At 67.9% G+C, this 13,102-nt stretch carries 15 protein-coding genes; 8 read left to right on the forward strand and 7 right to left on the reverse strand.

Annotation, left to right across the window (positions count from 1 at the left end):
* From ACFWF3_RS07050 to ACFWF3_RS07075, 6 genes are all read right to left on the reverse strand, one after another.
* Positions 1–249: acyl-ACP desaturase (locus tag ACFWF3_RS07050; protein ID WP_379312847.1), on the reverse strand; the 249-nt coding region annotated here is incomplete at its 3' end.
* Between the two features lie 95 nt (positions 250–344).
* On the reverse strand, positions 345–953 hold the full coding sequence (locus ACFWF3_RS07055; RefSeq protein WP_378991387.1) for a YdcF family protein: 609 nt from the start codon (positions 951–953) through the stop codon (positions 345–347).
* Positions 954–1,273: 320 nt separating this feature from the next.
* Complete coding sequence (locus ACFWF3_RS07060) at positions 1,274–1,507, reverse strand: hypothetical protein (protein WP_378991385.1); 234 nt, start codon at positions 1,505–1,507, stop codon at positions 1,274–1,276.
* Between the two features lie 93 nt (positions 1,508–1,600).
* The gene (gene recQ, locus ACFWF3_RS07065; RefSeq protein WP_378991383.1) at positions 1,601–3,592 is read right to left on the reverse strand and encodes a DNA helicase RecQ; all 1,992 of its coding nucleotides are present in this window, start codon (positions 3,590–3,592) and stop codon (positions 1,601–1,603) included.
* 95 nt (positions 3,593–3,687) lie between these two features.
* The gene (gene hisN / locus ACFWF3_RS07070; RefSeq protein ID WP_378991382.1) at positions 3,688–4,473 is read right to left on the reverse strand and encodes a histidinol-phosphatase; all 786 of its coding nucleotides are present in this window, start codon (positions 4,471–4,473) and stop codon (positions 3,688–3,690) included.
* Between the two features lie 122 nt (positions 4,474–4,595).
* A complete protein-coding gene (locus ACFWF3_RS07075) occupies positions 4,596–5,177 on the reverse strand; it encodes an NADPH-dependent FMN reductase (RefSeq protein WP_379312849.1) in 582 nt (193 codons plus the stop codon).
* A 141-nt stretch (positions 5,178–5,318) separates the two neighbouring features.
* On the opposite strand from ACFWF3_RS07075, the gene ACFWF3_RS07080 reads away from it, so the two are divergent.
* The 6 genes from ACFWF3_RS07080 to ftsX all read left to right on the forward strand — a co-directional run bounded on the left by ACFWF3_RS07080 (position 5,319) and on the right by ftsX (position 10,113).
* Complete coding sequence (locus ACFWF3_RS07080) at positions 5,319–6,176, forward strand: helix-turn-helix transcriptional regulator (protein ID WP_378991379.1); 858 nt, start codon at positions 5,319–5,321, stop codon at positions 6,174–6,176.
* 44 nt (positions 6,177–6,220) lie between these two features.
* On the forward strand, positions 6,221–7,339 hold the full coding sequence (prfB, locus tag ACFWF3_RS07085; protein ID WP_056812604.1) for a peptide chain release factor 2: 1,119 nt from the start codon (positions 6,221–6,223) through the stop codon (positions 7,337–7,339).
* A gap of 128 nt (positions 7,340–7,467) precedes the next feature.
* Positions 7,468–8,325, forward strand: coding sequence for a mechanosensitive ion channel family protein (locus ACFWF3_RS07090; protein WP_378991378.1), 858 nt, complete (start codon positions 7,468–7,470; stop codon positions 8,323–8,325).
* Complete coding sequence (locus ACFWF3_RS07095; RefSeq protein ID WP_378632946.1) at positions 8,312–8,467, forward strand: hypothetical protein; 156 nt, start codon at positions 8,312–8,314, stop codon at positions 8,465–8,467. Before ACFWF3_RS07090 ends, ACFWF3_RS07095 begins: the two co-directional genes overlap by 14 nt.
* A 54-nt stretch (positions 8,468–8,521) precedes the next feature.
* A complete protein-coding gene (ftsE, locus tag ACFWF3_RS07100) occupies positions 8,522–9,211 on the forward strand; it encodes a cell division ATP-binding protein FtsE (RefSeq protein ID WP_378632943.1) in 690 nt (229 codons plus the stop codon).
* On the forward strand, positions 9,211–10,113 hold the full coding sequence (gene ftsX / locus ACFWF3_RS07105; RefSeq protein WP_378991377.1) for a permease-like cell division protein FtsX: 903 nt from the start codon (positions 9,211–9,213) through the stop codon (positions 10,111–10,113). Before ftsE ends, ftsX begins: the two co-directional genes overlap by 1 nt.
* A gap of 70 nt (positions 10,114–10,183) precedes the next feature.
* Here the strand turns inward: ftsX and ACFWF3_RS07110 are convergent, their stop codons facing one another.
* Positions 10,184–10,564 carry a MerR family transcriptional regulator gene (locus tag ACFWF3_RS07110; RefSeq protein WP_379312850.1) on the reverse strand — a complete coding sequence of 127 codons (381 nt, stop codon included), beginning with the start codon at positions 10,562–10,564 and terminating at the stop codon, positions 10,184–10,186.
* A 60-nt stretch (positions 10,565–10,624) separates the two neighbouring features.
* On the opposite strand from ACFWF3_RS07110, the gene ACFWF3_RS07115 reads away from it, so the two are divergent.
* The gene (locus tag ACFWF3_RS07115; protein WP_379312851.1) at positions 10,625–11,386 is read left to right on the forward strand and encodes an alpha/beta fold hydrolase; all 762 of its coding nucleotides are present in this window, start codon (positions 10,625–10,627) and stop codon (positions 11,384–11,386) included.
* Between the two features lie 284 nt (positions 11,387–11,670).
* Positions 11,671–13,077 (forward strand): acyl-CoA dehydrogenase family protein, encoded by a 1,407-nt coding sequence (locus tag ACFWF3_RS07120; protein ID WP_379312853.1) that lies wholly within the window; start codon positions 11,671–11,673, stop codon positions 13,075–13,077.
* The last annotated feature ends 25 nt before the right edge of the window (positions 13,078–13,102 follow it).

Genomic DNA, 13,102 nt, shown 5'->3' on the forward strand with positions numbered 1-13,102 from the left:
GTGGTAGGAGGGCAGGTTGTCCTCGGTGAGCAGGTTGGTGATCATCGCCGCCTTGGCGACCTCGCTCAGCCGCGACTGCTCGGGATCCCAGTCGTCGCCGCCCATGGCCGCGAAGTTGCGGCCCTCGTCCCACGGCACGTAGTCGTGGGGGTGCCACATCTTGGCCTTGGACAGGTGGTCGTTGAGATTGGCTTCGGCCGTCGGCTCGAGCTCGGCGAGGATGTCGCTGTCGGACAGGTGGAGCGTCATGGGTCGACGCTACGAGGCGAGGGGCGGGTTCTCGGGGTTATTGCCGAGATTTCCGCGACTACTCATCACAACGGCCGACGTGCGGCGATGATCGGTCACAGCGGTGCGGGGCCGAAGCTGCCGACGTGCAGTGGCACCGAATCCCACTGAGCGCGGTCGGGCGTAAGGTCGCCGACAACCAGCACGCCCGCGTCGGCGAAAGCGCCTCTGGCCCGGGCGATGTGGTCCTCGGAGGTGACGAGAACGACCGAGCGCAAGCCCCTGTCGGCGAGCATGGCCGCGGTGTTGCGAGCGTTGGCCACCGTCGAGTCGGCCTCGGATTCGCGCAGGACCCGGCTCTCGTCGATGCCGGCGCCGACCAGCCACTCGGCCATGGCGTCGGCTTCGGACAGACCGGCTTGCGGGTTGCCGCCGGTGACGATGATCGGCGACCACGGCGCGAAGACGGCCTGGGCCAGGCCCGCGCGCAGTCGTCGCACGAGTTCCTCGCGCATCGTCCCCTCCGGGGTCAGGCCGTAACCGAGGACCACGACGGCGGTGTCGGGGCCGTAGATGCCGGGCAGGGTCGGTGTGCCCAGCGCCCGCGCGAAGTCGAGCCCGGGCGGGGCCGGAAAGTCGGCACCGGCGGGTACCGGCACGCAGGCCAATCCCGTGACCGCTATCGCCGCGCACACCACACGCTTGCCCCAAGTCCACCGCACCATTGCCGTCGCCTCCTCGAGCTCGGGCCGATCTCCGTGATCGGTCCCGCTCGGCAACGGTGCGCCGGGACGTCGACGTCAGGTATCCCTTTGACCTGCGCCTACGACAACTCACATGCGCATGTCGGCCACCGCTGGTGCGTGGCATCGCAAAATTTCCGGAATCGGACGTCGGGGCATACGAGGACTTGGCGAGCACGCGACCGATCGGCGGGCAGCGAGGGCGATCGCCGGAACACGACCGTCAGTGACACAGCACCGGATCCGACAGCGGCGTGTGGGAAATTGTCGAACGCGGCCGATCGGGCGGTGCGGACGGAACGTCAGCCTGGGCTCAGTACGAGGTAGAGGACCAAGGCGGCGGTGAAGATGGCGATCAGTGCGAGGGTCGACCAGCGTGGCCTGCCGCGGTGGATCACCCCGTGGTGAACGCCCAGCAGGGACGGCGCGACGACCGGATCGATGTGGCGGTGCGGCATCGGGGGTGTCGGGGTATCGGCTCCCGCACTCGGGCTGCTGCCCGACGTATCGTCGTCCGAGCCTTCACCGTTCGCCATGACTCGACAGTAACTCGGCGTCGTCCGATTCGGTGCGGGTTCCTCGCCGCCGCGCGTGTACGCCCTGCTGGGCGGGGAGGCGCGGGTGCACCGCTACTCCCCGGCCAGCGTGGTCAGCACCCCCTCGCCATAGCGAGCCAGTTTGTTCTCGCCGACGCCGGCGACGGTGCCGAGGGCGGCGAGGTCGGCGGGTTTGCGCGCGGCGATCTCGCGCAGGGTGGCGTCGTGGAATACCACGTAGGCGGGCACGCCCTGTTCCTTCGCCGTCGCGGCACGCCAGGCCCGCAAGCGCTCGAACACTCCGACGTCGGCGGCGGGCAGGTCGGCGGTCGCCTTGGCCGATTTCGCGCTGCGCGCGGGGCGGGCGGCGCGTTCGGGCTCGCGCCGCATCGGCACCTTCCTGCCCTCGAACAGCACCTCGTTGCTCTCGTCGGTCAGTGCCAGGACACCGTATTCGCCCTGTACCGCCAGCAGGCCGCCCGCGAGCAGCTGCCGCACCACCCCGCGCCATTCGGTATCGCGCAGATCGGTGCCGATGCCGAACACCGAGAGCTCGTTGTGCCGATGCTGGGTGATCTTCTGGTTGGTCTTGCCGAGCAGGATGTCGACGAGGTGGCCCGCGCCGAACGATTGTCCGCGTTCGCGTTTGAGCCGCAGCACCGTGGACAGCAGCTTCTGCGCGGGCACCGTGCCGTCCCAGGTTTCGGGCGGATTCAGGCACACATCGCAGTTGCCGCAGGCACCACCGGTCTGACCGAAATAGTTGAGCAGCCGCGCGCGACGGCAGCCGACGGTCTCGCACAGGGCGAGCATGGCGTCGAGGTGCAGTTGCAGCTGTCGGCGATGGGCTGCGTCACCCTCGCTGGAGTCGATCATCTTGCGTTGCTGCACAACATCATTGAGGCCGTAGACCATCCAGGCCGTCGACGGCAGGCCGTCGCGGCCCGCGCGGCCGGTCTCCTGGTAGTAGCCCTCGACCGATTTCGGCAGGTCGAGGTGGGCCACGAACCGCACGTCGGGTTTGTCGATGCCCATACCGAAAGCGATGGTGGCGACGACGATCAGGCCGTCCTCGCGCAGGAATCTGGACTGGTTCTCGGCACGGGTCCGGAAATCCAGGCCCGCGTGATAGGGCACCGCGCGGATGCCGTTCTCGTTGAGCATGGCCGCGGTCTTCTCCACCGAATTGCGCGAGAGGGTGTAGACGATGCCCGCGTCGCCGGGGTGCTCGGCGCGGATGAAGTCGAGCAGCTGACGGTCGGCGCGGTTCTTCGATTCGATCCGGTACTGGATGTTGGGCCGGTCGAAGCTGGAGATGAACTGTTTCGCGGCGCCGAGATCCAGGCGTTCGACGATCTCGGCGGCGGTCTTCTCGGTGGCGGTCGCGGTGAGCGCGATGCGCGGGACATCGGGCCAGCGTTCGTGCACCAGCGACAGCGCGAGGTAGTCGGGCCGGAAGTCGTGGCCCCACTGGGAGACACAGTGCGCCTCGTCGATGGCGAACAGGGCGATCTTGCCGCGGTCGAGCAGGCGCAGCGTGGCTTCCAGCCGTAGGCGTTCCGGCGCCAGATAGAGCAGGTCCAGATCGCCCGAGACGAACTGTGCCTCCACCGTCCGCCGCTGATCCGGCGACTGGGTGGAGTTGAGGAATCCGGCCCGCACGCCGAGGGCGCTCAGCGCGTCGACCTGGTCCTGCATGAGGGCGATCAGCGGTGAGACGACAACGCCGACGCCCTCGCGGACCAGCGAGGGGACCTGGTAGCAGAGGGATTTGCCGCCACCGGTCGGCATCAGTACCAGCGCGTCGCCACCGCCGACGACCTGTTCGACGATGGCCGCCTGGTCACCGCGGAAGCTGTCGTAGCCGAAGACGCGGCGTAGTACCTCGTCGGCGGTCTCAGCGCGATCGGGAGCCGCGACCCGGCCCGGGGTGGCCGGTGCGAGATCGTCGAAGTGGAAGTCGCCGGTGTCGGCGAAATCGTGTTCGGAGACGTACCCGCCGTCGGACGGGTACGCGTCGTCGGGTGGGAAGTCCTCGGGCGGGAAGTCGTCGACATCGGGGGCTGTGGCGCCGGAATTGCTCACCGGGCCATCCTACGAGCGAGCGCCGGTCGCGCAGCCCGTCGACCGGAGCCGACGGCGGCGGATGCCGAAGTTGCGCACCTGTGGATAACTTCGATTCACCCGCGCAAACGGCCGAGGACCTCGTCGTGGAGCAGGCCGTTGGAAGCCACGGCGTCGCCGCCGTGCGGGCCGGAGCGTCCGTCCAGGGAGGTGAACGCGCCACCCGCCTCGCGGACCAGGATGTCGAGAGCGGCCAGGTCCCACAGGGAGACCTCCGGCTCGGCGGCGATATCGACCGCACCCTCCGCGACCAGGCAATAGTTGAAGAAGTCGCCGTAACCGCGGACTCGCCAGACGGCGTCGGTGAGGTCGATGAACTTCTCGCGCAGACCGCGCTCGTGCCAGCCGGACAGACTGGAGAAAGCCAGGCTCGCGGCGTCGAGGTCGGCGACCGCGGATACCGAGATCGGCTTGGGCGCTCCGGGGTGGACCTGTACCCATGCGCCCGAACCGGCGGCGGCCCACCAGCGCCTGCCCAGCGCGGGCGCGCTCACCACGCCGACCACCGGGACACCGTCCTCCAGCAGGGAGATCAGGCTGGCCCACACCGGTACGCCCCGGACGAAGTTCTTGGTGCCGTCGATCGGGTCGACCACCCACTGCCTGCCGCTGAACTCGGCGTCACCGCCGAACTCCTCGCCGAGCACGGCGTCGGCGGGGCGTTCGTCGGCGAGTACGCGGCGGATCAGCTGTTCTACCGCGAGATCGGCGTCCGAGACCGGGGTGAGGTCCGGTTTCGAGTCGACTTTGAGGTCGACAGCGCCGAAGCGCTCGTGGGAGATGGCGTCGGCCTGGTCGGCCAGTCGCAGGGCAAGGTCCAGGTCAGCGGAGTAGGCAGCCACGGTGGGAGTGTATTCGCCGAGCCGGCGCGCTCGAGTTCGCGGCGCGGTGAACATCGCTGCCGTTCCCCGCCCCGGCTCAGCGGCTCCGGCCGGGTGTCCGAGAACGTGCAAAAGCCGCCCGGTCAGGCCACGACCTGGGCTGTTTTCGCTGCGACCAGAGCACTTGTCCACCAGTGCAACTGGTCGAGGAGGGCCGTGGCGGCGGCTTCTGGTTCCTGCGGGTCGTGGAGTTGGCCGGTCTCGTCGAAGAGCATGTAGTAGCGCGGGAACGAGACGTAGTTGCGCACGGTGTGGGCGTTGAGTTCGTTGAACACCTGGCGCAGGTGTTCGATGGCCAGGAGTCCGCCGGAGCCACCGCTGTAACCGACGAAGCCGATCGCCTTGGCGTCCCACTGGGTGAAGTGCCAGTCGATGGCGGCTTTGAGGGCGGCCGGGTAGCTGCGGTTGTAGTCGGGGGTGACGATGACGAAGGCGTCGGCCGCGGCCAAGCGGCCGGTGAGGTCGCCCATGCCGGCGGGGCGGACCGGGTCGGGGTCGAGGGCGGGCGGCACGGCGGGCAGGGCCGGCAGGGCGGTGTCGGCGAGGTCGATGATGTCGACCTCGAAGCGGTCGTCGACCTGCTGGGCGAACCAGTTCGCGACAACGGGGCCGAATCGTCCGTCACGGACACTGCCGATGATGATCGCGAGCTTCAGCGTGGACACGATGTTCTCCTGTTCGTCGTACCGGCTCGATCAGCCGGTACAACCAAATCTCGCGGACCGCGAGCGTCGCAGGGAGACCACGCTGAGAGTGGTAGTGGCACGGCCACTCTCCGATGCGCCGAGCTGGGTACCGTCGACGAGGTGAGCGACAACGAACTCGGGCTGTTCCTGCGGACCCGCCGCGAAGCGGTCTCCCCCGCCGAGGTCGGGCTGCCCGCCGGACAACGCAGGCGCACGCCGGGTCTGCGTCGCGCCGAGGTCGCGCTGCTGGCGGGCGTCAGTGTGGAATATCTGATCCGGCTCGAGCAGGGCCGCGACAGCCATCCCTCCGCTCAGGTGTTGTCCGCGCTGGCCGAGACGTTGCGGCTGAGTCCTCGCGAACGCGTCCACCTGCATCAACTCAGCAAAGGCGTGTCCGGGTTCAGTTGCGGCGCTGCCGAGAACGGTCCCAATCGCACGGTGCGTCCGACGATCCTGGCGATTCTCGCCCAGCTGGAACCGGCGCCCGCCGCGATCACCAACCGCTTCACCGAGATCCTGGCCTGCACCGAGGGTTACCGGAAGTTGATGGCGCCCGCGGGGCTGTTCGAGCAGGGCGAGCCCGCCAACGTCGCCCGTTTCGTGTTCACCCACCCCGGCGCCCGCGAGCTGTACCCGGAGTGGGACTCGGCTGCCGACAAGCTGGTCGCTTCGCTCAAGCAGGGCCCGTTCCGCGCCGATCCGATGGTCGCCGCCCTGGTCGACGAACTCACCGTGACGGCGGGCAGCGTCTTCACCGATCGCCTCGCGACGCTGCCCGGACTGCCGCCGTCGGGCGGGATCAACCGCCTCGATCATCCCGAGGCGGGCACGCTGCGGCTGGCCTACGAATCGCTGGATCTGTCCATCGACGACGACCAGTCGCTCTACGTCCTGCTCCCGGCCGACGAGGCCAGCGCGAACGCCCTCGACCAGCTGGTCGGACGCCGCCCAGGGGGCTTGCGGTCCATCGCAAGCTGACCGAATAGGCACTGTGTCGGACGGGACCGGTAGCCTAGGACATCGTGCATCCTGACGTTATCGCCGACCTCGCAGAACTCGACACCACGCTCAAGACGGTCGAGTCGGTCCTCGATGTCGAGGAACTACGCCGCCGCATCGATGAACTCGAGCACCAGGCCGCCGATCCCGAGCTGTGGAACAACCAGGAGCACGCCCAGCAGGTGACCAGTGAGCTCTCGCACGCGCAGAGCGAATTGCGCCGGGTCGAGGATCTGCGCCAGCGGCTCGAGGACCTGCCGGTGCTCTACGAACTGGCCGAGGCCGAAGAAGACGCGGCCGCCGCCGAAGCCACCGCCGACGCCGATGCCGAGCGCGCCGCACTGCGCGTGGACGTCGAGGCGATGGAAGTGCGCACCCTGCTCTCGGGCGAGTACGACAAGCGTGACGCGCTGGTCAACATCCGTTCCGGCGCCGGCGGCGTCGACGCCGCCGACTGGGCGATGATGCTGATGCGCATGTACATCCGCTGGGCCGAGCGGCACAAGTTCCCCGTCGAGGTCTACGACACCTCCTACGCCGAAGAGGCCGGCCTCAAGAGCGCCACCTTCGCGGTGAAGGCGCCGTACGCCTACGGCACGCTGTCGGTGGAGATGGGCACGCATCGCCTGGTCCGGATCAGCCCGTTCGACAACCAGGGCCGTCGCCAGACCTCCTTCGCCGAGGTCGAGGTCCTGCCCGTGGTGGAGACGACCGACCACATCGAGATTCCCGAGGGCGAGATCCGGGTCGACGTGTACCGCTCGTCGGGCCCCGGCGGCCAGTCGGTCAACACCACCGACTCCGCGGTGCGCCTGACTCACATTCCCACCGGCATCGTCGTGACCTGCCAGAACGAGAAGTCGCAGCTGCAGAACAAGATCTCGGCCATGCGCGTGCTGCAGGCCAAGCTGCTCGAGCGCAAGCGCCAGGAGGAGCGCGCCACGATGGACGCGCTCAAGACCAACGAGGGCGCGTCGTGGGGCAATCAGATGCGTTCCTACGTGCTGCACCCGTACCAGATGGTCAAGGACCTGCGCACCAACCACGAAGTCAACAATCCGACCGCGGTCCTCGACGGCGACATCGACGGTTTCATCGAGTCCGGAATCCGTTGGCGTATGCGCGATCAGGACGACGCGTAGCCAGCTGTTCGCTCACAAACCGTGCGCTTCAGCACGTTTGACCGCACGCCGTGACCGACCTGTAACCTTTCTGGTGTGCGTTCGACCGAACCGAAACTGTGCCTGTGCAGGTCCATGAAGGAGACGCGATGACCGACGTCCTCGCGGCCAACAGCGGACCCGAGATCAGCGACTGGATGCGTTCCAGTGGGCTGGAAATCGTCCTGCTGATCGTCGGCGCGATGCTGTTCGGCCGGTTCGCGGCGTTCCTGCGCGACCGGGTGACCACCAAGATCGACTCGGGTTTCCAGACCAGTGACGCCTTGGTCCGCACCGAGGCGGCCAAGCACCGTCACGCGCTGGCGCAGGTGGTCACGTGGGTGGTGCTGACCATCGTGTACGTGCTGGTCGGCATGGAGGTGTTGCGTCGGCTGGGCTTCGCGGTGACGGGACTGGTCGCGCCCGCGGCGGTGCTCGGTGCCGCGCTCGGTTTCGGCGCGCAGCGCATCGTCCAGGACATTCTGGCCGGGTTCTTCCTGATCACCGAGCGCCAATACGGCTTCGGTGACGTGGTGCAGATCTCGGTCACCGGCTCCGCCGACCCGGCCGAGGGCACCGTCGAGGACGTGACGCTGCGCATCACCACGCTGCGCAACTCCGACGGCGAGGTGATCATCGTCCCCAACGGGCAGATCGTGAAAGTCACCAATCTGTCCAAGGATTGGGCGCGCGCCGCGATCGACGTCCCGGTCTCCGCGCAAGCAGATATCACCAAGATCAACGAGATCCTGCACGCGGTGTGCACCAAGGCCTACGAGGATCGCCGCCTCAAACCGCTGCTGCTCGACGAGCCGTCGGTGATGGGTGTCGAAGATCTCTCGCTCGACGTGATGAACATCCGGATGGTTGCCCGCACATTGCCAGGCAAACAATTCGAAGTGGGTCGCGAACTGCGCGTGCGCGTCGCCGCGGCCCTGCGTAAGGAGGGAATCAGTGAAACCACGTAAGTCCACAGCGATCCTGATGGCGGCGTGGCTGTCGACGTTTGTCGTGTACCTGTTCGTCAAACCCACCGATACCGCCGCCGAGGGCCCGACGACGTTCCTCAACGCCGTACCGACCTGGGTGAATGCCGACCCCCAACCCTGATCGACGCGCCGCGTCCCGCTGAGACGCTTGGTTCGCTGGTTACACTGGCTCCCCGTGATCACCATGCGCAACGTGACCAAGTCGTACGAGACCTCGACGCGACCGGCGCTGGACAACGTTTCCGTCGATGTGGAAAAAGGCGAGTTCGTCTTCATCATCGGCCCGTCCGGTTCGGGCAAGTCGACCTTCATGCGACTCCTGCTCAAGGAAGAGGCGCCGACATCGGGCGAGATCCGGGTCGCGGATTTCCGCGTCGACCGCTTGCCCGGCCGGAAGGTGCCCAAGTTGCGGCAGCGGATCGGCTGCGTGTTCCAGGACTTCCGGCTGTTGCAGCAGAAGACCGTGGAACAGAACGTCGCGTTCGCGCTGGAGGTGATCGGTAAGCGGCGCCAGTTCATCGACCGGACGGTGCCCGAGGTGCTCGACATGGTCGGGCTCGGCGGTAAGGGGCAGCGGTTGCCGTCGGAGCTGTCCGGTGGTGAGCAGCAGCGGGTCGCGATCGCGCGCGCGTTCGTCAACCGGCCGCTGGTCCTGCTCGCCGACGAGCCGACCGGCAACCTCGACCCCGACACCAGCGCCGACATCATGGCGCTGCTGGAACGGATCAATCGCGTCGGCACCACAGTGCTGATGGCCACCCACGACAATCACATCGTCGACGCCATGCGAAGGCGGGTGGTGGAACTCGACCACGGCAGACTCGTGCGCGACGAAGCGACCGGCGTCTACGGGGTGGGTCGATAATGCGACTGAGTTTCCTGTTCACCGAGGTCGTCGACGGCCTGCGCCGCAATCTCACGATGACCATCGCGATGATCCTGACCACGGCCGTGTCACTGATGATGCTCGGCGGCGGCATGCTGTCGGTGCGGATGGCCGACAAGACCGAGAACTTCTTCATCGGCCGCCTCGAGGTGCGCTTCTATCTCGACGACGCGGTCTCCGACACCGATCCCGACTGCGCCGCCGACCCGTGCAAGTCGCTGCTGGCCGACCTCAAGCAGACCTCGGGTGTGGAGAGCGTACAGTTCCTCAACCGCGCCGACGCGCTGGAGGAGGCGAAGAAGCTGTTCGCGGATCAGCCGGAAATGGTGCAGTACATCTCCGACTCGCCGCTGCCTGCCTCGTTGCGGGTGAAGATGACCGACGCCGACCAGTATCAGCACATCTACGACGGCTTCGCGACGCGGCCGGGTGTGCGGATCGTGGCCAACGACAAGGAGTTCGTCGACCGGCTGACCAGCCTGTTCGACGGACTACGCAATGCCGCGTTCGGTTTGGCGCTGGTGATGGCGCTGGCCGCGATGCTGCTGGTGCTGAACATGGTGCAGATCGCCGCGTTCACGCGGCGCACGGAAGTCGGCATCATGCGCCTGGTGGGCGCGACCCGCTGGTACACCCAGCTACCGTTCCTGCTCGAAGCGGTCGCGGCCGCCTTCGTCGGTTCGGTACTCGCGATCCTCGGCCTGGTGATCGCCCGGCCGCTGGTGATCGACCGGGCGCTGGGGCCGCTGTTCGACAGCAATGTGTTCCCGCGCATCACCGGCGACGACATCGCGGTGGTTGCCCTGACGATCGCGCCTGTCGGCATCGTCTTCGCCGCCGTCACCGCCTACCTGACCCTGCGCTACTACGTGCGCGAATAAGGCTTGTGCGCGGCGGGGCCGGCTCGATCGGTCCTGCCGCGTCGACGGCAGCCGACGCCGAGCGTGCTGGTTACTCCAGGCCCGTCGACGGCCGCTGCCCGGCGTGGGCGAGGCTGGCGCCGAGTTGAGCGGCGAGTTGGGATCGCTGGCGGTCGAGGTCTGCGATGCGCCGGTCCAGTTCGGCGGTTCTGTCGGCCATGATTCGCACCGACATCTCGCAGGCTTGGACCGGTCCCGCGTCCTCGGCGCACGGCATCAGCAGGGCGATGTCATCGGTGTTCAGTCCTGCGGCCAGCAGTTCCCTGATCCGGGCGACCGTCGCTGCCGCCGATGCGGGATAACTGCGGTAACCGTTGCTGTCGCGGTGTGGATGCAGCAGACCCTGCTCCTCGTAGTAGCGCAGCAGCCGGGTGGCGACCCCGGTGCGTCGTGCCAATTCGCCGATCAGCATGTGACCACCGGCACCGTCGGCTTGACCTTCACACCCATGTCAATCCCTAACGTCGCCGCCATGACCACGATTCCCCTGCACACCACCGTCCATGGCACCGGCCCCGGCATCGTCCTCGCGCACGGCGCGGGCGGCGGGATCGAGAGCAACTTCGGCACCGTGATTCCGGCGCTCGCCGACGGTCACACCGTGGTCGCCTCGGACTATCCGGGCGACGACACCCCCTTGAACCTCGACGACCTCGCCGACGCGCTCGTGTCGGCCGCCGTCGACGCGGGCGTCGAGACCTTCACCATCATCGGATTCTCCCTCGGCACCGCGGTGGCCGTGCGCGCCGCCACCCGCCACCCCGACCGCGTCACCGGCCTCCTGCTCACCGCCGGCCTGGCCGCCCCCGACAATCGCGCCCAGCTCATCGTGCGGTTCTGGCAGGACCTCCTGGATCGAGGCGACCATGAATCCTTCGCCCGTCTCGTCGTGCTCACCGGTTTCTCCACCGGGTTCGTCAACACGCTGCCCGTGGCCGCGATCGATGACATCGTTCGCCAGACGGCCGCCTCGATTCCCGGCGGCACCCGGCAACAGGCGGCGCTGGTCGAGTCGGTCGACACCACCCCCGACCTGGCCGCCGTCGCGGTGCCCACCCTGGTCGTGGCCACCACCGCCGACCTGCTGGTCGATCCCGCGAACTCACGGGCGCTGGCCGCGGCGATTCCCGGCGCCGACTACACCGAGATCGAGGCAGGCCACGTGGTGATGGTCGAGCGCCCCGACGAGTGGCGCAAACTGCTGACCGAATTCCTCGACCGCCACGGGCTGTAGCACTCCCCTGCCATCACCCCGGGCGCACCACGGCGAAACGTCGCCGCGGCGATGGCGAGCAATCTCATGACACATAACGAATCAGGATCGACCGCAGCCATGAGTCTGGCCAGAAACGGCGACAACGGCGGCTGATCGGGGTAAGACCAGTCCAGTCGCCGACCAGCGTGGCGAAGGTCGGCAATCCCACTTTGGGTCGGCACACATCTTACTCTGGAGTAAGATAGACTTACCGAAGAGTAAGATGGTGGGGTCGAAGGCACCCCGACAGCCGAGGAAATCAGGTGATGATGAGCACTCGAGACAGCGCGACGAAGCGACGTCCGAACGACACGTCCGCGGTCGGCCTCAGCCAGCCCAAACGGGACTGGATGGGCGCCGCGATGCGCGCTTTGACGACCATTACCGGGTCGGAGCTCGCGGGCAAGTACAACCTGCGCAAGCCGATCGAGCGCGTCACCTACGAGGGCACCAAGACCGGGTTCCGCACCCTGGGCGCGGCCACTCGTACGTTCGCCAAGGTCGCGGGCGGCGGTGAGCCCAAGCGTCTGGTCGACAACGAGTCCAAGACCAAGGACTACTTCGATCTCACCCCGTCCGACGAGCAGCAGATGATCGTCGAGACGGTGCGTGATTTCGCGGGCGAGATCCTGCGTCCCGCGGCCTACGACGCCGACAATGCCGACAATGCCGCCAAGGCCCCGCGCGACCTGCTCGAGCGCGCCGCCGAACTCGGCATCACCCTGATCAACGTGCCCGAGGAGCTGGAAGGCGCGGCCTCCGAGCGCGGCGCCGTCACCAACTCCCTGGTCGCCGAGGCGCTGGCGCACGGCGACATGGGCCTGGCGCTGCCGATCCTGGCGCCGAGCGGTGTCACCGTCGCACTGTCGCAGTGGGGCACCGACGCCCAGCAGCAGACCTACCTGCCCGCCTTCACCGGCGAGAGTGTGCCGCAGGCGTCCGTGGTGATCAACGAGCCGCGCGCCCTGTTCGACCCGTTCGCGCTGCAGACCAAGGCCGTGCGCTCCCCCAGCGGCTACAAGCTCAACGGTGTGAAGAGCCTGGTCCCGGCCGCGGCCGACGCGGAACTGTTCATCGTGGCCGCCGAGCTCGACGGGCGCCCCGCGCTGTTCATCGTCGAGTCCGACACCGCCGGGCTGTCGGTGGAAGCCGACCCGAGCATGGGTCTGCGCGCCGCGGGCCTGGGCCGGCTGATCCTGGACAACGTGGCCGTCGGCGCCGACGCCGTCCTCGGCGACAGCGACGCCAAGACCCGTGCCGCCGAGTACGGCGACGCGGTGCAGCTCGCCCGCCTGGGTTGGGCCTCGCTGGCCATCGGCACCGGCCAGGCCGTGCTCGACTACGTGATCCCGTACGTGAACGAGCGTGAGGCGTTCGGCGAGCCGATCTCGCACCGTCAGGCGGTGGCCTTCATGGTCGCCAACATGGCGATCGAGCTCGACGGCCTGCGCCTGGTCACCCTGCGTGGTGCTTCGCGCGCCGAGCAGGGTCTGTCGTTCGCCCGTGAGGCGGCGCTGGCGCGCAAGCTGGCCACCGACAAGGGCATGCAGATCGGCCTGGACGGCGTGCAGCTGCTCGGCGGCCACGGCTTCACCAAGGAACACCCGGTCGAGCGGTGGTACCGCGACCTTCGTTCCGTCGGTGTCGCCGAAGGCATCGTGCTGGTCTAGGCCCGTTTCTCACCTTCCAGGAGCC

It is taken from the genome of Nocardia sp. NPDC060220 (assembly GCF_042727815.1).
Classification (GTDB): domain Bacteria; phylum Actinomycetota; class Actinomycetes; order Mycobacteriales; family Mycobacteriaceae; genus Nocardia.